This is a genomic window from Salimicrobium halophilum, from assembly GCF_900100295.1.
Lineage (GTDB): Bacteria > Bacillota > Bacilli > Bacillales > Halobacillaceae > Salimicrobium > Salimicrobium halophilum.
Window position 1 is genome coordinate 1 of sequence record NZ_FNEV01000002.1, and the last position, 19,017, is coordinate 19,017.

General features: G+C 46.8%; 17 protein-coding genes. 7 read left to right on the forward strand and 10 right to left on the reverse strand.

Annotation, left to right across the window (positions count from 1 at the left end):
- Positions 1-78: 78 nt before the first annotated feature.
- Positions 79-1,113, reverse strand: coding sequence for a YeiH family protein (locus BLQ44_RS03215; protein WP_093192047.1), 1,035 nt, complete (start codon positions 1,111-1,113; stop codon positions 79-81).
- Between the two features lie 123 nt (positions 1,114-1,236).
- Between BLQ44_RS03215 and BLQ44_RS03220 the strand changes: the two genes are divergently transcribed.
- Positions 1,237-2,124: a LysR family transcriptional regulator gene (locus BLQ44_RS03220; RefSeq protein WP_093192048.1), complete on the forward strand. Its 888-nt coding sequence runs from the start codon at positions 1,237-1,239 to the stop codon at positions 2,122-2,124.
- Between the two features lie 25 nt (positions 2,125-2,149).
- Here the strand turns inward: BLQ44_RS03220 and BLQ44_RS16765 are convergent, their stop codons facing one another.
- The 7 genes from BLQ44_RS16765 to ligD all read right to left on the reverse strand — a co-directional run bounded on the left by BLQ44_RS16765 (position 2,150) and on the right by ligD (position 11,690).
- Positions 2,150-2,917, reverse strand: a complete 768-nt coding sequence (locus tag BLQ44_RS16765) for a C40 family peptidase (RefSeq protein WP_093192050.1) — start codon at positions 2,915-2,917, stop codon at positions 2,150-2,152.
- A gap of 287 nt (positions 2,918-3,204) precedes the next feature.
- The gene (gene codA, locus BLQ44_RS03230) at positions 3,205-4,467 is read right to left on the reverse strand and encodes a cytosine deaminase (protein ID WP_093192052.1); all 1,263 of its coding nucleotides are present in this window, start codon (positions 4,465-4,467) and stop codon (positions 3,205-3,207) included.
- Between the two features lie 123 nt (positions 4,468-4,590).
- A complete protein-coding gene (gene ppdK / locus BLQ44_RS03235; RefSeq protein ID WP_093192901.1) occupies positions 4,591-7,263 on the reverse strand; it encodes a pyruvate, phosphate dikinase in 2,673 nt (890 codons plus the stop codon).
- Positions 7,264-7,514: 251 nt separating this feature from the next.
- A complete protein-coding gene (locus BLQ44_RS03240; RefSeq protein WP_093192054.1) occupies positions 7,515-8,105 on the reverse strand; it encodes a DUF4352 domain-containing protein in 591 nt (196 codons plus the stop codon).
- A gap of 136 nt (positions 8,106-8,241) precedes the next feature.
- Positions 8,242-8,790 carry a hypothetical protein gene (locus tag BLQ44_RS03245; protein WP_093192056.1) on the reverse strand — a complete coding sequence of 183 codons (549 nt, stop codon included), beginning with the start codon at positions 8,788-8,790 and terminating at the stop codon, positions 8,242-8,244.
- Positions 8,791-8,822: 32 nt separating this feature from the next.
- On the reverse strand, positions 8,823-9,842 hold the full coding sequence (locus BLQ44_RS03250; protein ID WP_093192058.1) for a phage lytic cycle repressor MrpR family protein: 1,020 nt from the start codon (positions 9,840-9,842) through the stop codon (positions 8,823-8,825).
- A gap of 81 nt (positions 9,843-9,923) precedes the next feature.
- Positions 9,924-11,690: a DNA ligase D gene (ligD, locus tag BLQ44_RS03255; RefSeq protein WP_093192060.1), complete on the reverse strand. Its 1,767-nt coding sequence runs from the start codon at positions 11,688-11,690 to the stop codon at positions 9,924-9,926.
- A gap of 105 nt (positions 11,691-11,795) precedes the next feature.
- Here ligD and ku point away from each other — a divergent pair, with 105 nt between their 5' ends.
- From ku to BLQ44_RS03285, 6 genes are all read left to right on the forward strand, one after another.
- Complete coding sequence (gene ku, locus BLQ44_RS03260) at positions 11,796-12,629, forward strand: non-homologous end joining protein Ku (RefSeq protein WP_093192062.1); 834 nt, start codon at positions 11,796-11,798, stop codon at positions 12,627-12,629.
- Positions 12,630-12,829: 200 nt separating this feature from the next.
- Entirely contained in the window at positions 12,830-13,720 is an 891-nt protein-coding gene (locus BLQ44_RS03265) for a cation diffusion facilitator family transporter (protein ID WP_093192064.1), read from the forward strand.
- A gap of 254 nt (positions 13,721-13,974) precedes the next feature.
- Positions 13,975-14,379: an HIT family protein gene (locus BLQ44_RS03270; protein WP_093192066.1), complete on the forward strand. Its 405-nt coding sequence runs from the start codon at positions 13,975-13,977 to the stop codon at positions 14,377-14,379.
- Positions 14,380-14,480: 101 nt separating this feature from the next.
- Complete coding sequence (locus BLQ44_RS03275; protein ID WP_093192068.1) at positions 14,481-14,819, forward strand: hypothetical protein; 339 nt, start codon at positions 14,481-14,483, stop codon at positions 14,817-14,819.
- Between the two features lie 38 nt (positions 14,820-14,857).
- Positions 14,858-15,403: a DUF1697 domain-containing protein gene (locus tag BLQ44_RS03280; RefSeq protein ID WP_093192070.1), complete on the forward strand. Its 546-nt coding sequence runs from the start codon at positions 14,858-14,860 to the stop codon at positions 15,401-15,403.
- Between the two features lie 111 nt (positions 15,404-15,514).
- Complete coding sequence (locus BLQ44_RS03285) at positions 15,515-16,066, forward strand: uridine kinase family protein (protein WP_093192902.1); 552 nt, start codon at positions 15,515-15,517, stop codon at positions 16,064-16,066.
- 80 nt (positions 16,067-16,146) lie between these two features.
- Here BLQ44_RS03285 and BLQ44_RS03290 read toward each other — a convergent pair whose 3' ends face one another.
- Together BLQ44_RS03290 and BLQ44_RS03295 are read right to left on the reverse strand one after the other, a co-directional pair.
- The gene (locus BLQ44_RS03290) at positions 16,147-17,193 is read right to left on the reverse strand and encodes a Gfo/Idh/MocA family protein (RefSeq protein WP_093192072.1); all 1,047 of its coding nucleotides are present in this window, start codon (positions 17,191-17,193) and stop codon (positions 16,147-16,149) included.
- Between the two features lie 135 nt (positions 17,194-17,328).
- Complete coding sequence (locus tag BLQ44_RS03295) at positions 17,329-18,501, reverse strand: iron-containing alcohol dehydrogenase (protein WP_093192074.1); 1,173 nt, start codon at positions 18,499-18,501, stop codon at positions 17,329-17,331.
- Between the last annotated feature and the right edge of the window lie 516 nt (positions 18,502-19,017).

Below are 19,017 nucleotides of genomic sequence, written 5' to 3' on the forward strand. Positions count from 1 at the left end.
CCCCCCTACGTCGTTGAGGAGGGAGTCTTCTCGCCTAAAGCTGATAAAAAAGATCCTGCAGTTCAACCTGCAGAATCCCTACATAAGCACGAGGAATGTAAGCGCGGAAAGGAAGACGGAGGTTACCGTCATCGCAATGAGCGGCTTCCACGCTTTCTCCTTCAACTGTTTCAAGTCCACTTTTAGTCCGAGACCCACCATCGCAGCCGTCAACAGAAACGTCGTCATCACATCGACAGTGTTCATCGTCGTTTCTGCTATAGGAATCACCGGTCCGAACACGTACGTTCCCAGAATACTCATTACGATGAATCCAACAAGGAACCACGGAAACGTTACGTTTGCTCCCTCTGCATCTTGCCCTTTGTTCTTCCGTTTCATGATAAATATCAGAATGAAACACAATGGGATCAGAAGAAACACGCGACCGAGCTTTGCGAGAAGAGCCATGGCAAGTGGTTCTTCCCCGGCTGGAGCTGCAGCTAGTGCAACTTGGGCGACTTCATGAATGCTTACACCGACCCAAGAGCCATAGGCGAGATCATCCATCGGTAATACGGGACGAAGCAGAGTGTAGACAATCGCGAAAAACGTCCCCATCAGTGCAATGATTCCGACACCGATCGCCGTATCCTCTTCTTTCGTTTTCAAAATGGGCGCCGTGGCAGCAATCGCGGCCGCGCCACACACTCCTGTACCGATTCCGACGAGCATGGAAATCGAGGAGTCCGCTTTCATCACGCGGGCGAGCCACATCGTGAACAGAATAGCGAAAGCGACGACTGCCGCATCAAGCAGAAGCAGGCCGAGTCCGTCCGAGAGCACCGTGCCGACATTCAACTTCAGCCCGTATAGAATGATTGCAAATCTCAGTAATCGCTTTGAAGAGAACTCGATGCCCGGGCGATAAGTCTCCGGATAGCCGAACACTTGCCGGTAACCGACGGAAAGGACGATTGCTGACGCCAGCGGTCCTGCAAGTGAGAAACCTGGAACCATTGCCAACAGGTATCCGAGTGCGGCGATGAGGAAAGTGAATCCTACACCACCTATCCATTTTCTCCAGAGGGCTGTCTGTTGTTCTTCTATATGATGCACGTGTGGCTGAGCCATAGGTATCGTCTCCTTTGTTGCTTCTGACTCAAGCATACGCCTCTGTTTACGATAAGAAAAATAATGATTTATGATATTTATCATAAGTAATAAGTTATAATAGTAGGGGAGGAGGGATGAGTGATGGACCAACAACTCGAAGTGTTTGCAACGGTAGCGGAAACGGAGAACTTCTCGCGCGCTGCAGAACGACTTCACATGACGCAACCTGCGGTCAGCCAATACATCAAATCACTGGAAAAATCGATGAACGCACGCCTCTTCGACCGCAGCAATAAGTATGTCCGACTCACGAAAGCAGGAGAAGTCGTCTACCATCATGCGAAAGAAATCCTCGGCTTATATACGAATATGCATGCGCTTGTAGACGATTTGACGAACCATGCAAGCGGAACGATAACCATCGGAGCAAGCTATACGTACGGGGAATACGTTCTTCCGGAAGTGTTGAAGGAATTGAAAGAAGAGGCCCCGGACGTCACCCCGGCGGTAACGATCGGGAATACGAAAGAAATCGTAAAGCTTGTCGCAGATTATGAACTGGATGTTGGTATCATCGAAGGAGATGTCACGCATGACAACCTTACCATCGAACCGTTCGAAACCGATGCTATGTACGTCATCGCTTCACCGGCTCATCCGCTTGTCGGACAACATTCCTGTAACCCGAAAGAATTGGAGAAGGAGTCCTGGATCATAAGAGAGGAAGGATCAGGAACAAGGAAGATGACGGAGAAATTCTTCGAATCCGCAGGTATATCCCCTGAAAAAACTCTGGAATTCGGAAGCACCCAGTTGATCAAAGAATCGGTGGAAGCGGGGCTCGGCATCAGTTTCTTATCGCATTGGACGTTTCGGAGAGAACAGAAGGCGGAAGAACTCTGTATATTGAACGTCACTAGTTTGCCGATGCAAAGGAATTTTTCTATCGTTTCGAGGTCGCTGTTCCGTTCGAAAGCTATGGAAATATTTTTGGAAAAAGTTATACAAAAAAGTTCCGCTCGTCCTTAACAGACAAGAGCGGAACTTTTTTTCTCTATTGGATCGATTTCGCACCGATATAATGGTTTTGCCAGTAGTCGATGCCCATGTTCGACACCTCGACCCCGCCGCTTCCGGCATGGATCATCTGATTGTCGCCGATATAGATTCCGCTGTGGGAAGGACCAGCGGTGTCATATGTTCCTTCGAAGAACACGACATCTCCTACGCTAGGGGAAGAGACGTGGGTACCATTGTTCGCCCAGATGCCGGCGTGGGTACGGCTAACGTCAACACCCACTTGTTCGAATGTTTCATTGATGAAGCCACTGCTGTCAAGCGCGGCACGAGTCGTTCCACCGTATTGATATGGAATGCCGAGAAGGTTCTCCGCAGCAGCGACGATTTCAGAGTTACCTGCTGAAGCGGAAGTATCCACAGCAACCGGTTCGGTTTGAGAAGAAGCGGTTGCAGCACTGCCGGAGCCGAGTGCCGCTTTCGTGCGCGGTCCTGCGATACCGTCGACAGCCAACCCTTGATCAGCCTGGAAGCTCATGACCGCGTTTTTCGTGATTGGTCCATAAATGCCGTCAACACTGTATGTATAATACCCTTGCTGAGACAATTCGGATTGAAGAGAAGAAACGGCTTGCCCGCGATCTCCTTGAGTAAGAAGATTGCTTTGTACTTGTGTTGCTGTATTATCAGATGGCGCGTTCGATTGTGCGGATACGCTGGTACCGACGAGAGGGGTGAACGCGATCGAAGTGACGAGAGCTGCAGAAACGACATACTTCCTGAAAGGACGTGTTGAATGGGTCATGTCTGATTCCTCCAAAATATCATTTGTAGCGGGCTATGTACCTCGTGAGGTATGTCCGCTCATCCATAACCCATTGTATCAGCGGAAAGGGTAGAGCAGGTTATGAGGAGGTTACGATTCTATTATGGTTATTTGACAGAATTTTGGGAGATGTAATCTCAAATAGGCGTATCGTCATGAGAAGGAATATTCAGGAATAAGTTGTGAATACTGCAAGGACAACGGTTCACGCTAAGAAAAGAAGACACCCGCTTTTGTAATAAAAGCAGGTGTAGTTCACTCAGGAATTATTCACTTTTTCCGGAGGAAAAGGTCATCGACGTGACAGCCGGTTTCGTCTCTACGATAATATCACCGTTCCGGATAGAGTAGAGGACGCCGGCTCTCGTACGGACGGCTTCATAATCCGAGTCGGCATCAAGGATGATAACATTCGCATCGTTGCCTTCTTGTATCCCGTAATTCTGAAGGCCGAGTGTTTTCGCTCCGTTGGTCGTGACAAGGTCGAGCGCTTGGACGATATGATCGTAATCGGTCATGTGGCAGGCATGCAAACCGGTATCGAGAACCGTCATCAAATCACCATCTCCGAGCGGGTACCACGGATCCATGATGGAATCGAGCCCAAAACAGACGTTGATATCTTCCTCCAGAAGTTCTTTCACACGTGTGATACCGCGACGGACCGGATGGCTGTCGAAACGCCCTTGCAGGTGGAGATTCGCCTTCGGCAGGGCAACGAAGTGGACACCTGCTTTTTTTAATGTTTGGAAAAGTTTGTACGTGTAGGCATTGCTATAAGAAGCCATCGCTGTCGTGTGACTCGCCGTTACACGCCCCTGCATCCCGGAGCGGATCGTTTCCGCAGCCAGCGTTTCCAGATAGCGGGCCTGGTCATCGTCAATTTCATCACAGTGGATATCGACGAGTTTGTCGTATTCCCTGGCCAGACGAAGGGAGGTTTTTAACGATTGAATTCCGTCTTCTCTCGTCATCTCATAGTGGGGAATGCCTCCCACGACATCAGCACCTAGTTCAAGCGCTTCGCGCAGCAGACCCTCCCCTTCTTCCTTCGTGTACATCCCTTCCTGCGGCAACGCGACAATCTGGAGGTCCATCCAGGCCTTCACTTCTTCTTTCACTTCAAGTAGCGCCTTCAGCCCTGTAAGCGAAGGATCACTTACATCTGCGTGAGTACGGACGTACTGCAGGCCGTGTTTCAGTTGCATTTCCACCGCTTGCAATGCGCGTTTTTTGATATCCTCTTTCGTCTCTTTCACGAGCCTCCGACGTTCGGACCAGATTTCGATTCCCTCGAACACTGAACCCGACTTGTTCCAGCGCGGAGTTCCGGCAGTAAGTACATAATCCAGGTGAATATGCGGTTCGACGTATGGAGGGAGGACGAGTTTCCCTTCGAGGTCGAGCACCGTCTCATCCTTGTTTTTCGCAATATCTCCGGCCGGGGATACGCGACGTATTTTGCCGTTTCGGAGAGCGATATCTTTCAAATATTCATTGTTGTACAGTTTCGCATTTTTCAAAAGCATAGACTCACCTAACTGAATTTTTCTATACATATATAGATTATCAGAAGGGGCAGGAGTCGGGTAAGCAAAACACTCTTTCCTTAAAAAAGACCATCCCGGAATCCGGGATGGTCCTTCCTGACTTTAATTCAGCTGAAGCTCTTTTGCCTCTTCTTTCTCTCCGCGAATCGTAGCGTGAGCTGCTGCAAGACGCGCAGCCGGAACGCGGAAAGGGGAGCAGCTGACGTAATCGAGCCCTGTATCGAAACAGAACTGGATCGATGCTTTCTCACCACCGTGTTCCCCGCAGATTCCTGTTTTCAACCCAGGCTTTGTCGCTCTGCCAAGGGACACACCATTTTCCACCAATTTGCCGACCCCTTCCTGGTCGAGCGTCATGAATGGATTTTTCGGAAGTACCCCGTCTTCGACATAGTGTTGGAGAAACTTTCCTTCGGCATCATCACGGCTGAACCCGAACGTCATCTGTGTGAGGTCGTTCGTACCGAAAGAGAAGAAATCCGCTTCTTCGGCTACCCGGTCCGCTGTAAGGGCAGCACGAGGCGTTTCAATCATCGTACCGACGAGATAAGTGAAGGTCTGGCCACTTTTTTCCTCGACTCGTCCCGCGACATTAATAGCAAGCTGACGCATTTCCTTCAACTCATCCACCGTACTTACGAGAGGGATCATAATCTCAGGGTTCACGTCGATTCCTTTTCGCAGTACCCCGGACATCGCCTGGAAAATGGCGGTCAGCTGCATTTCATAAATTTCCGGATGGATCATGCCGAGGCGACAACCACGCAGGCCGAGCATAGGGTTCGATTCCTCCAATAGACGGACGTTACGCAGGAGATTTTCTTTTTCCTTCAACTCCTCCGAATCGGGATCCGTCAGCTGAAGCTTCGTCACGTCCACAAGCAGATCCTCTTTGTTCGGCAAGAACTCATGAAGGGGAGGATCCAGCAAACGGATGTTGATCGGACGCCCCTGCATCGTTTCGAACATCCGCTCGAAATCCTGCTGCTGCATCGGTAAAAGTCTATCGAGAGCCTTCTCGCGTGCCTCATCCGTATCCGCCAGAATCATTTTCTGAACGGCCGGGATGCGCTCAGGGTCCATGAACATATGCTCCGTCCGACAAAGACCGATGCCTGCAGCGCCAAACTCGAGCGCCTTTCTCACATCTTCCGGAGTATCCGCATTCGTACGTACATCAAGGGTCGACGCTTCATCTGCCCACGTCAAAAGAAGCTGGAAGACGTCCGACAGTTCCGGAGCGATCATCGGAATTTCCCCTAAGAAAATCTCGCCGCTCGCACCATCAATGGTGATGACATCCCCTTTGTTGACGACAGTATCTCCTACGGTGAAGTATTCAGCTTCGAGGTCGATCTTCATAGCTTCACATCCGCAGATGCATGCTTTCCCCATGCCTCTGGCAACCACGGCTGCATGGCTCGTCATACCTCCACGCGTCGTGACCGTAGCTTTCGAAGCGACGATTCCATGTATGTCTTCCGGTGTCGTCTCTGGACGGACCAATATCACTTCTTTTCCTTCATTTGTGAGCACTTCCGCCTCATCCGCATCAAAAACGACTTGCCCGGTAGCGGCACCTGGGGAGGCTGGGAGTCCGGTCGCCAGTTGCTTCCGTTTATGCTCCGGGTCGATGTGGTTATGCAGCAGCTGATCGATCTGGTCGGGGTCGACTCTTAGCAGCGCTTCCCGCTCGCTCAAGATCCCTTCTTTCACCATATCCACAGCAATCCGGACCGCAGCCTGGGCCGTCCGTTTTCCGTTACGCGTCTGAAGCATGAAAAGATTTCCGTGTTCCACGGTGAATTCGATATCCTGCATATCGCCGTAATGCTTTTCGAGTAGCTGAGACGTTTCCACGAGCTGCTTGTAAACATCAGGCATTTCCTTTTCAAGGTCGGCGATCGGCTGTGGAGTACGGATGCCTGCAACAACGTCTTCACCTTGTGCGTTGATCAAGTATTCCCCGTACAGCTCAGATTCTCCTGTCGAAGGGTTCCGTGTAAAAGCGACACCTGTTCCGGAATGGTCCCCCATGTTTCCGAAGACCATGCTCTGCACGTTGACGGCTGTGCCGAGGTGACCGGGAATATCGTGAAGTTGACGATAGAGGACCGCACGCTTGTTATTCCATGAATCGAAGACGGCATTAATAGTTAGAAACAGCTGCTCTTTCGGATCCTGCGGGAAGGTACGTCCAGCCTCTTCTTGAGTGATATTTTTGTATGTCTCAATGATGTCCTTCCAGTCTTCGGCTGCGAGCTCTACATCCGACTTATAGCCGTGTTCATCACGGAAGGTCTCGAGTCGTTTCTCATAAAGGGAGCTATCCACGCCGAGCACCACATCGCCGAACATCTGGATGAACCTACGGTAGGAATCATAAGCGAAGCGTGGATTGTCCGTCAGTTCCGCAATACCTTTCACCGTTTCATCATTCATTCCGAGGTTCAACACTGTGTCCATCATCCCGGGCATAGAATGGACAGCACCCGATCGAACGGAAACGAGCAGGGGGTTGGACGGATCACCAAGACGTTTTCCTGTGGTCTGTTCGAGAATCTTGAGGGAGTCCGTCACTTCTTTTTCCACCTCAGGCGAAATCTTCTGACCTGCATCGTAATAGGCATTACAAGCAGAGGTCGTGATGGTGAAGCCGTAGGGGACCGGTAGCCCGATGCGAGTCATTTCCGCCAGGTTGGCACCTTTTCCTCCGAGCATCTCCTTTCCTGCTGATTCCTGATGGTCGAACATGAACACGAATTCTTTAGTCATCTTCATTAGTTCCTCCTTCATGATTTTCAATAATGAAATGAAACACACTAATAAGTGTAAAATCGTTTAATGTGTCATACTTAATATAAAAAGTATAGTACCATTAATCCGTGAACCTTGCAACAGAAATATTCGCACTTTTTGAAAAATTAAAAGAAAAAAGCTTTAAGCACAAAGGTGAAAAGGGGAGAGGACGATTTTAAACAAAAAAAGAGCTGACTCATTCTGAGATGAACCAGCTCTTGATCATATTATTGCAGTTGAATCGTTTTCGAAACGCTTCCGAACATACCTTCCTGAGCTTGTACCTTGAGGTTGTCGGCTTCAGCGATTTCAGGTGCTACGTCGAATACGACTTTACCAGACATTTCGGAGCTCGGGTTCAGCTGTTCCATGAAGAAGGAGTTTTGAATCGTACCATCTTCTCCCTGATTGGCACTCATGCTTGCGCCGGAATCAGCTTCAAACGTCGTTTCTCCCTGCTTCAGTTTGAAGTAGGATCCATCGACAGTTACAGCTTCGTTTCCGTTGTTCTTCACGGTGACATCCAATACGACATACATGCCGTTCGCTTCTTCTGGCAAAGTACTCGGACCGACTTGTTGAGCGGTCGATTTTCCATTGATTGTGTATGTCATATCACCGACGTCCACTGTATCACCGATAGCATACGTCTGTTCTTCCTTTTCAGAAGTGCTTCCTGAATCAGAAGAACCAGAACCACCTGAATTGCTGTTATCTGTGGATGTCGAATCGTCTCCACCGCCGAGTGCAGCGATGACTATACCCAGAATGATGATACCGATGATTCCAAGACACCCGAATTTAAAGAATTTCTTCATTATTATGTACCCCCTACAGTACGTTTGTTTAATCACTTGCACAATGATAGGGGATAGTTCCAGGCTTCATCAACCGGTAATATAAGGAACAGGATACATTTGGAAAATCTGAATCGAAGGTCTCAGAAATAACGCTTTAGATGGAAAGGAGATAGTATTTTCCGACATCTCCGAGAGACAACCATTCCACGCCGTAATGGCCATCTATCGTATGCACCTCTTTGCTTTGTCCCGTAGGCTTTTGGATTGCGCCATGCACAATATTCCCGTTTCTGAAAAATCCATAAATCCCGTCTACCTTTTTTCCATCATAGAATAAGCGATCTTCTGTAAAAGCTACCGCAAATGTTTCTGTGAAACCGAGATTCTTCACCTCTTCCATGAACTTGATATCTTTGACGAATTGGAACATGGTTTCCGGATACTGACCGTTGTTTGGGTATTTCAGTTCAATGGAATATCTCTCTTCTGGGCTGTAGATTACGATATCCATTTCACTTTTGACACAGGACACGCCTGGGTAGAAGAATCGTATGTTTCGTTCAAATTGGACTTTGAAAGAAGGGGAGACCCGCTCCCGCAAATAGATTCCGAGTTCATGCTGGAGAGAGAATTCATTGTAGATCTCGATTCGTCCTTTGCCGACTTCATGGAAAAAGCTGTGGACATGGTTTTCAATATTCAAGTGCTGTCCCTCCTTAAGATGGAAACTCAATGTTAAGCATTCTGTAGATTCTCATCCGTAAGAAAACCTTTCAGATTATGATACGATTTCACATTGAATCGTTCGGCGACGATTTTGATATCGGCAAGTGTCACACCCTGGTTTTCATCGACGATCGTTTTCGCAAAATGAATCATTCCGCTACGGAGGATGAACTTCGACGTCAGCCGATCGATTCCGAGAACATCAGAAATACGGTTCAGCCGATAGTAAATAACGTGTTTGTCGATGGGGTTGTTCATAATAATCGTTTTCGTATTCGAAGGTCTGAGGACATAATCGTTCCGGATAAGATCTGTATATTCTCTTATTCTACCAGTCGTATCCGCCATGTCTCCGTTACTTTTGTAATAATAGTTTTCTTCGGATGCTCTCTTCACTAAATGAAGGGACCGGTCTTCCACTTTCAAATATCTTTCCCAGTACTTCACGGGTCGTCCAGAATCGTCTTCTTCAAGGGAATGGATAAGCTTCAGTGTATTCGTTTCTTCGTCGACGAACTCTCGCTGATATTTCAGGTTTCTCAGTTCTGACATTTGTCTTCCGCATACTCCTTCGAATAAAAGTCTCAGAATCACAGCATCCTGATAGTTTTCGAGATTGTCTTCATACCTCATTAATTGGCTATTAGTGAGGAACAGATCCTGCTCGATGACATAGGCATTGAAGTCTTTAGGGTTCAGTCGTTGAAGCACATTTTCTGAAATATATCCCTGCATGACAGCCCAATTCAAATACGTCGAGATGATCCGTGCATAACTTTCGATAGTTCCACGGAATCTCGTTTGGAACCCGCGTAGAATATCTTCCATTTCTTCAAATGAAAAATGCATCACGTCTTTGTTCCGATTTTCTTCGGCAGGGGAGAGCCGCTCCATCAGCCTCGCGTAACTTTTGACAGATTCTCTGTTCACCTGACCATTTTTAAGGAGGTGGGTGAAATAATCTTCTTTGAGTTGTTGGTTGAAAAGTTCATGTCCCTCCAGGAAATCCAAGGAGCTCCCGTTCTCCATCATCATTCTCCTTTGCCAAAACTCATTTGTTATTAATTTTTATTTTTGTCCTCGTAGAAATATGTGTTCTTGTTAAAAGTTTTAACCTTTCAGCTTCTTCATAATATCCACAGGCTGCAGTCCTTTCACCCGGTGAAAATCAGCGAAGGGATCTCCAAAGGTCTCCACCCGTTCCATTATTGTAGGAAGGGTGAATTGTTCTGGGCGCAATCCTTCCTCGACTTCCTCCCAGAAAAGGGGAGTGGCGATAGTCGCTTGCTCGGTCGCTCTGGTCGAATAAGGCGCGATGATCGTCTTGCCTTCCGCGTGCTGCACATAGTCCAAATACAACCGACCTCCCCGGTTTTTCTTCAAACGCTCGATTGTGAAAAGATCAGGGTACTGCCACACCATCAAGGTGACGATAGCTTCCGTAAACTTCCGCGTTTCCTCATACGTCATCGTGCCTTCTTCAATCGGGATATGAACTTGCATGCCTTTGTTCCCGGACGTCTTCACGAAACTGTATACCTTCAGTTCATCCAGCAGATGCTTCAAAAGTCTGGCGGCGAAAATGACATCAGGGAATCTGTCTCTGTCCGGCGGGTCGAGATCGAAGACAATTTCATCCGGTTCCTCAGCGCCTGCTTTCTGAAAAGGGATGTGAAACTCAAGCGCTCCCTGATTCCCGAGCCACAGCAGGGGAGACAAGGACGGACACAAAATGAACGATTCACCCTTTTCCACAAAAGCCTCCACATAATCAGGTGCATGGTCAGGAAGGTGCTTTTGATAAAAGGAGGTCTCATCAATGCCGTCTGGATATCGAATGAGCGTCAACTTTTTATCCTTCAGAAAAGGAAGCATATAGGGAGCGATTTTCCGCAAGTAATGCATGTAATCCCGTTTTGTAACACCCGGCCAAAGGTTCTTCCCCGTATGAGAAAAGTCCACATTCTCTGGGAATTGGGCAAGGTCCCATTCCACTTTTTCTATCGTGCAGTCTTCTGCCTTCATGTCGAAGCGAAATTGATGAAAGGAAGGCTCACGAAGCTCTCCCTCCTCAGCATGAAGGCAAGTGACATCAACACAGACGCTCGGCTCCAGCGTCCACACCTTTCCTTTCTGTACCCCCTTGTTCATGAAAAAAGTACGCAGTGTTTGTGCTTCTTCCTCATTCAGTCCATGCTTGAACTTCCCCAACGGGAGAGGAGAATTCCTATCCCACACGCCCAGTCCGTAATAGTCATTCTCCGGTGTGAAAGAGGTCAAAAAGCCGGAGACGTGACGCCAATTCTTGATCTTTTTCCAGTCCGACGTCCTTTTTCCGTAGGTGTAGCGGCTTTGTTTGGCTTTAGCGATGATTCCTTCTCCGCGATGGGTGAAGACGAGGTTTCGGATTTCCTCCCAATCTTCGAAGGATTTGATCAACGCAAGCCTCTCGGAGGATAAAGAGAGGACGAATGCTTCCAGTAGTTTTCGTCTTTTCGTATAAGGGAGCACGGGGTCACTAATATAATCAAAAGCGATGAACGTCGCCGGTCTGGAAAGGGCAGCGTCCCTGATTTTCTTTTCATTCCGCAAGCGTCCTCTCTGTTGGAGGAGAGGGAAGTTCGACTGATAAGGAGTGTTGAGAATCACCAGTTCCCCGTCGAGAGTCACAGGCTCCGATGGAGGAGGGGAGATCTCAGCAAGAGAAGTGATTTCAGGAAAGCGGTCACTCAAGTCTTTACCATTCCGACTCATCAGGCGCACTCTTTGTTCGGACCATTCCAGCAGTGCACGGAATCCGTCATATTTCACTTCATAAACCCATTCTTCCCCCTGAGGAGCTTCGTTCACCAACGTCATCTTCATCGGCTTTTCCACTACCCATCCCTCCTTTTCCTACAGTTTGTGTATGAAGAAATTGTTTTAAACAGAGCATAAATTTACCTACTTGAAGAAAACTAGGAAGAAAAAGGAGGACGACTGATGCACACGATGTGGAAAGGGACGATCAGCTTCGGGCTGGTCAATATTCCTATCAAATTACATGCTGCCACCGAGAATAAGGACATCAAACTGAGACAGCTGCACGAAGAGTGTCATTCCCCGGTCGAATACAAGAAACGCTGCCCCGTTTGCGACCGTGAGATCGAACCGCAAGAGATCGTGAAAGCTTATGAATACGCGAAGAACAAGTTCGTCGTTCTGGACCAGGAAGACCTGGATAATCTGAAGAAAGAACAGGAAGACAAAGCGGTGGAAATCCTCGATTTCGTCAAACTGGAGGAAATCGACCCGATCTACTTCGAGAAGAGCTATTACATGTCTCCGAACGAAGGAGGAACGAAAGCATATGGACTCTTGCGTCAGGCTCTCGCTGACACTGGGAAGATAGGCATCGCCAAGATCATCATCCGCTCCAAGGAGCAGCTGGCAATCGTCCGTGTGTATGAAAATACGCTCATCATGGAAACTATACACTTCCCTGACGAAGTACTGAACGCCGAAGAAGTTCCTAACGTCCCTGAGCAAACGGATTTGAGTAAGAAAGAACTCAGCACAGCCGTCACCCTCATCGATCAACTGACGGAAAGCTTCGATGTGGATAAATACAAAGACGACTACCGTACGGCTCTCCTCGATCTGATTGAAGCGAAACGCAACAACGAGGAAGTCACGACAGCCAAAGATCCGGAGAAAACGGACAACGTGACCGATCTGATGGAAGCTCTCGAGCGTTCCCTTGAAAAGACGAAGGGACCCAAGAAGAAAACGACGAAGCGGAAGACATCGACCGCAAAAACGAAGAAGACATCTTGAGATAGCGAAGCACTTTTTCCACAAGAGGGGAAGAGTGCTTTTACTTTTGCACATGTTCAATACTTTTGTGCGTAAGATGTTCACTTTCCCGTTACCTACAATTCTTTCATGTTGCAACAAGGTTTCTATAGACCCACTCCCACCCGGGTTGCTAGGATAAATAGAGGAGATCACTTGTTGACGGATTTGGAGGTAACGGGATGGACCAATCTCAACGTAATCGGCAGGCGCAAGTTGCTTCGTGGGTCGGTATTATAGCTAACGTAATCTTAGCTATTTTGAAAGGCATAGCCGGCTGGATCTCTGGTAGTCGGGCATTGGTTGCTGATGCTGCTCACTCTGCTTCGGACGTGGTGAGTTCTGTAGCTGTACTGGCTGGTGTCTCTATTGCCAATAAGCCGCCTGATGACGAACACCCTTACGGACACGGGAAAGCAGAAAACATTGCTACCATCATCGTTTCCATGTTGCTTATTCTGGTCGGATTTGAAATTGCCTGGTCCTCCATAAAAGTATTTTGGGGAGATACACCCACATCACCGACAGGACTTGCGCTCATAGTAACAGTCATTGCTATTGCAGCTAAGGAAGCATTGTTCCAGTATAAAAACCGCTTAGGGAAGCGGATCAATAGTCCAGCGCTGATTGCTGACTCCTGGCACCATCGTTCTGATGCTTTATCGTCGTTCGGTGTTCTATTAGGTGTAGGAGGAGCAATGATCGGAAAGGTCATGGGAATTGAAGGTCTGTTATATATGGACCCTATTGCTGGTATCGTCGTTGCATTGTTCATCATCGGTCTTGGCTACAAGATGGCCCGGGAATCGTTTGATACGGTATTAGAGAATGTGTTGGGCGAAGAAGAAAGCAGAAGGTTCATCCGCACCGTGGAGGGTGTCCCGGGTGTCGTAAAAGTGGACAAATTATTGGCAAGGGTCCACGGAGCGTATGTCATTGTCGATCTGAAAATCAGTGTAGATGCAAGACTGGATGTGGAGAAAGCTCATCTCATCTCCAAAAAGGTAAAGAACAAACTGATAACTGATCATGAAGAGGTCAACAACGTTCTGGTTCATATCAACCCTTATTAGTAAGGGGGAGATGGCAAACAATAGAACGGTCGCTGAAAAGAGCACGTTTCCTTTTTGAGGGAGCGTGTTCTTTTCTTGTGATAATTTCCTTAATTAGCCAAATAATGGTACGATAATAACCAATACATAAGTAGCGTTGTTGACCATGTAATCCGGGGATATTCCATTAACGCTTGAGAAAGCTGAAGAATTGGCATGGGAATATAAATGGATTCAATCAGTTGCTTAAACAAAGAAAGGAAAGGTGTCTATTTATGAGTGAAGAATGTGTCTTCTGCCACCCGGAACGGGAACCTGAGCAAGAAGTACTTTTCAGCAATGAACACTGCCTGTTCCTGCAATTAAAACAATACAAAACGAATGGAGAGCAATTGGAAGGTTCAGGTCTGATTGTTCCTCGGCACCATAGAGAAACGCTATTCGACTTGACGGAGGAAGAGTGGAAGGCTACCTACAACCTTCTGAAGGAAGTGAAGGCGTACATAGATGATCATCATAATCCTCAAGGGTACAACCTCGGTTGGAATTGTGGAGAAATCGGTGGTCAGCACATTTTCCATGCTCATTTTCATGTAATACCGAGATATGAAGATGAGCCGATGGCAGGAAAAGGTCTTCGGTATTTGTTCAAGGGTGAGGGGAACGAAAGAAAAAAATGAAGGAAACGTATGAGCGAACCTAAGACACCTCCAAAGATAAGGTACCAAATAATCTCATCCATTTAAATCACTTTCTGACAGACGAAGGGAGGAGGTTTCTAATGTCGAAAAGCAAAATGTGCTTAATCCTTGCAATGTTAACCATTACTTTAATGGGATGTTCCCAGGAAGGGACTTTCATTCAAGGAGACATAACGGAAATTGATGAAGAAAGTGGAGATATGGAAATCGATATCGTTGCATGGACAACAGTCAGCGATACAGATTCCTCTGAAAGGTCACATCCATTTAAAGAGAAGTCGAATGCACAAACTATACGAGTTTCTAACCCGGGGAAATATGAGGTAGGACAAAAAATCCAAGTAGAAGTGATAAAAGATTACGAGGAAGATGTGTGGGACAAAGACAGATTGAAATTCGATGTAAAAGAAGTGGATTAGGGCAATTGTAATAAGAAGTCTACGAAAGGACGATGATTATGAATTATGTTGCTCTTCTTCGAGGGATCAATGTCGGTGGAAGAAATAAGGTTGATATGAAGCTGCTTACACAAACTTTTGAAAAAGCCGGGATGAATAATGTAGTGACCTACATCAATACAGGGAATATTATTTTTTCCAATGACACTCTATCGAAAACGGACCTCTCTCATTCTTTAGAGGAAGCGATCTACGACGATTTCGGATTACATATTAAGGTAGTAGTCCGTAGTTTGGAGGATATGAAAGAGGTAATCACCGCTCTTCCTGACACATGGCAGAATGACAAAGAGATGAAAAGTGATGTCATGTTTCTGTGGGAGGAAGTGGATGATGAATCAGTGCTCGAGAAGGTAGTCATCAAAGCAGATATCGATACAGTGAAATATGTCCCTGGCGCAATCTTGTGGTCCGTAGACAAGAAAGACGTAACAAGAAGCGGAATGTCCAAGCTGGCGGGATCGAAGTTATATAAGAAAGTTACAGTAAGAAATGTTAACACCACTCGCAAGATATATGAACTCATGCAAAATCAGTTTAGGTAATCTTCAGAGGAAAAAGAACAGTGTTAGAACTAATACGCAAAAGTGGTGATATGAGTGAGAATCAGAACGAAAAAAGGTGAATGTCATAACTTCGAACAATTCGTTGACTTCATGCAGTCGAGTACGAAAAAACAAGCCACCCTGTTGATTGGGATAGATGGTTGTGGTGGTTCAGGAAAAAGTACTGTCGCCAATAAACTCAAAGAAGTGCTTTCTGATGTAACTGTTGTACATATGGATGATTTTCATTTGCCATCTTCTCAACTTATGGAGGAAAATCCAGGGCGAAACCCCATTGGTGCAGACTTCGATTGGAAGCGTGTGTACAATCAAGTTCTTGTACCGATTAGTCAGAATCAAGAAGGATACTATCAGAGATATGATTGGGACACAGATGAATTAGCGGAAGGGCATACTGTTCCTGTTGGAGGAATTGTACTAATAGAAGGTGTCTATTCTAATCGTAAGGAACTGGCAAATACATACGACCTTACAGTGTGGGTCGATTGTCCAAGAGAAACGAGACTTTTCCGAGGCCTTGAGAGAGACGGGGAAGAGGCTCGGGATATGTGGGTAAATAATTGGATGATTTCCGAAGACAGGTACGTTGAAGAGCATAAGCCTCAGGAGAGAGCAGATGTCATCGTTGATGGCACCCAGTGACAATTTATTATGATAAGAGGCGAATCTTTAAAAAGAAATTCGCCTCTTATTTTTGTCCGCTCCTTTTTAACCTTATTGCTTCAGTCTATGTTCACTGCTTCTCCCGTTTTTGCCGATTCATAAAGAGCCTCGATGATTTGTTGGATGAGCACCCCTTCAGATGGAGTGCTTAATGGTTGTCTGTCATGGAGAATACAGTCTATGAAATCGTGAACGAGATATTCGTGCACATTTCGTTTTTCAACATGAGCAGGGGTGGTATCCACAAGAGTATCGTATTTTTCCTGGAAGATTTTTAGTGGGAAAAGGTCTGCTCCACCACGATCACCCTGGAGTGATACTTTCTTGCTGCTCAATTCCTCAATATTCGCTGCAAAAGTAGATTCGAACATGAGAGAAGCACCGTTTTCAAATGTAATCATTCCTCTCGCCATATCTTCTACAGAGAAATTTTCATAATCCCACTCGCCCATCAATCCTACTCCGGGACGGTTACCGATTTTTTGATAGGTAGCCCCTAACACGGTTTTAGGTTTGGGATATCCCATTAAATATAACGCCGTATCCAGCATATGGACCCCGTTATCGATCAGCGTGCCACCGCCTTGAAGGTCTTTATCCGTGAACACGCCCCAGCTGGGAATCCCTCGTCTCCGGTTATAGTGCGTCTGGGCTGCATAGATTTCCCCTAATTCATGACCATCAATGTATTTTTTCAATGATTCCACTTCCGGTTGGAAACGGAAATGGAATCCGTAAGTAAGAATCTTTCCAGCTTTTTCTGCTTCTGATGCCATGGTTTCGGCTTCATCCACAGTCATAGCCGGTGGTTTTTCACAGAGGACATGGCAGCCGGCTTTCAGAGCTGCAATCGCTTGAGAGGCATGAAATTTGTTCGGGGTACAAATACTGACGGCATCAAGGTCCATCTCATCAAGCATCTGTTGTTCGTTTTCAAAAGTATGGGGGATGGAAAACGACTCTGCACATTCGATAGCTTTTTCTTTATTATGGTTGGCTACAGCAACGACTTGAACGTCCGGACCGTAACTCTGGTAACTTGGAATATGAGCACTTCTGGCAATTCCACCTGCTCCGATGATCCCGATTCGAATGGGATGTTGCATTGGACTCCTCCTAACCATTTCTGTACTCCCTTCATTGTATCAGCTCATCACAAACAATACGTAGCTATAACTCCAACTCTTACCAGAAAAACAGAGCCCAGGGAAGGCCCTGAGCTCTGTTTACTTAGTCACTAATTAAGCTTTGACTAACGCTTCTTTTCCATAATAAGAAGCCTTGAACAATTCTTTCATCTGTTCGAGAGATGTTTCACGCGGGTTGGTACCTGTGCATGGGTCTTCCATAGCATTCTCCGCCATCGTGTCCAGGTGCTTGTTGAACTCGTCTTCGGATACGCCGTAGTCCTGCAAGGTAGTCGCCAGACCGAGGTCTTTGTTCAGGTCATAGATGTACTCAACAAGAGAGTCGGTCAATTCAGTGTCGTTGTTTCCTTTCAGGTTGAGACGGCGAGCGATTTCAGCGAAGCGGTCTTCCACGACTTCGCGGTTGAACTGGATGACGTACGGAAGATAAATCGCATTGGCATAGCCATGTGGAATACCGAACGTCGGGCCACTCTTATGCGCGAGACTGTGCACGTTACCGAGGACAGCGTTCGCGAAAGCCATGCCTGCCATCGCCTGGATGGTGTGCATTTTCTTAGCGGCTTCCTGATCGCCTTTGTAAGAAGCGAGAAGGTTGTCTTTGATCACTTCAGCTCCTCCGAGGGACAGGATATCCGTATACATAGTACGCGGTTTCGCTACATAAGCTTCGATGGTGTGCGTGAATGCGTCCATGCCCGTGTAAGCAGCAATGTGCTTCGGCAGTTCTTCAATCATGACGGGATCGATGATAGCGACATCCGGCGTCAGTTCGAAGTCCGCTACCGGGTATTTCACGTTCGTCGTTTCATCAGCTACGACGGAAAGGTTGGATACTTCAGAACCACTTCCGCTTGTCGTCGGAATACCTGCGAATTTCGCTTTGTGCCGAAGTTTCGGTAGTTCGAACGGCTTGATCGCATCTTCAAAAGCGAGGTCTGGATGCTCATAATAGAGCCAGATTGCTTTGGCGGAATCCATTGCAGACCCGCCACCGATACCGATGATCCAATCCGGTTGGAAGTCCTCCAGATCTTTCGCACCTTTTTTGACCATTTCAAAAGTCGGCTCGGTATTGAAGCCTTCCAGTACTTCTGTTTCTATATTGGCAGCGGCCAGGTGTTCCTGTACCTTGGTGAGGTTTCCGTTACGTTTCACAGAACCTCCGCCAATGACGAGTGCCGCCTTCTTCCCTTCAAAAGACTCGAGCACTTCAAGTGCATTTTCTTCGAAATAAACATCGCGTGGAATCGTAAAACGACTCATAGTAAAAAATCCTCCTTGAGTTGATGTATAGATGATCGTTTCTTAGTTGAAATAACTACCCTTGTCCTTCAATGGAGGGTAATGCAAGGTGGTATTCCCACTGCTTGGAAGTATCAAACATCTTCAGGTATTCGCAGAGTACCTGAGAATGTTTACAATAGAATAAGAAACTTCAATGAAAGAAAGAACTCTTTTAGGGGGAGAGAAACACATGACAGAAAATAAGAAATTGCTCATATGGATACTGATTCCATTTATTTACGGACTCTTACCTACCACATTTATGCTAGTGATTCCTCCATTACTGAGCCAACTTGTCTTTACAGTATTCTGGTTCTGGGTCGGGATGAAAACTCCCCATTTAAGAGGAAACAATATCAAGAATTTCATTATCGGAAATAGTATATGGCTTCTTTCATTTGCCCTATATTTGTGGCAATTCGTGCTTCTGAATGACGAGAGTAGAAACATGTTCCTGGCACTGATCAGTCAATATTACATGCATTCATTTTTATG

What these genes read in the sequence shown, in the direction of transcription:
- BLQ44_RS03290 (WP_093192072.1), bottom strand. Translation starts at nt 17,193, where the DNA reads ATGCAACATCCCATTCGAATCGGGATCATCGGAGCAGGTGGAATTGCC.
- BLQ44_RS03220 (WP_093192048.1), top strand. Translation starts at nt 1,237, where the DNA reads ATGGACCAACAACTCGAAGTGTTTGCAACGGTAGCGGAAACGGAGAAC.
- BLQ44_RS03270 (WP_093192066.1), top strand. Translation starts at nt 13,975, where the DNA reads ATGAGTGAAGAATGTGTCTTCTGCCACCCGGAACGGGAACCTGAGCAA.
- BLQ44_RS03215 (WP_093192047.1), bottom strand. Translation starts at nt 1,113, where the DNA reads ATGGCTCAGCCACACGTGCATCATATAGAAGAACAACAGACAGCCCTC.
- BLQ44_RS03250 (WP_093192058.1), bottom strand. Translation starts at nt 9,842, where the DNA reads ATGGAGAACGGGAGCTCCTTGGATTTCCTGGAGGGACATGAACTTTTC.
- codA (WP_093192052.1), bottom strand. Translation starts at nt 4,467, where the DNA reads ATGCTTTTGAAAAATGCGAAACTGTACAACAATGAATATTTGAAAGAT.
- BLQ44_RS03265 (WP_093192064.1), top strand. Translation starts at nt 12,830, where the DNA reads ATGGACCAATCTCAACGTAATCGGCAGGCGCAAGTTGCTTCGTGGGTC.
- BLQ44_RS03285 (WP_093192902.1), top strand. Translation starts at nt 15,515, where the DNA reads ATGCAGTCGAGTACGAAAAAACAAGCCACCCTGTTGATTGGGATAGAT.
- BLQ44_RS03275 (WP_093192068.1), top strand. Translation starts at nt 14,481, where the DNA reads ATGTCGAAAAGCAAAATGTGCTTAATCCTTGCAATGTTAACCATTACT.
- BLQ44_RS03280 (WP_093192070.1), top strand. Translation starts at nt 14,858, where the DNA reads ATGAATTATGTTGCTCTTCTTCGAGGGATCAATGTCGGTGGAAGAAAT.
- ku (WP_093192062.1), top strand. Translation starts at nt 11,796, where the DNA reads ATGCACACGATGTGGAAAGGGACGATCAGCTTCGGGCTGGTCAATATT.
- BLQ44_RS16765 (WP_093192050.1), bottom strand. Translation starts at nt 2,917, where the DNA reads ATGACCCATTCAACACGTCCTTTCAGGAAGTATGTCGTTTCTGCAGCT.
- ppdK (WP_093192901.1), bottom strand. Translation starts at nt 7,263, where the DNA reads ATGACTAAAGAATTCGTGTTCATGTTCGACCATCAGGAATCAGCAGGA.
- BLQ44_RS03240 (WP_093192054.1), bottom strand. Translation starts at nt 8,105, where the DNA reads ATGAAGAAATTCTTTAAATTCGGGTGTCTTGGAATCATCGGTATCATC.
- BLQ44_RS03295 (WP_093192074.1), bottom strand. Translation starts at nt 18,501, where the DNA reads ATGAGTCGTTTTACGATTCCACGCGATGTTTATTTCGAAGAAAATGCA.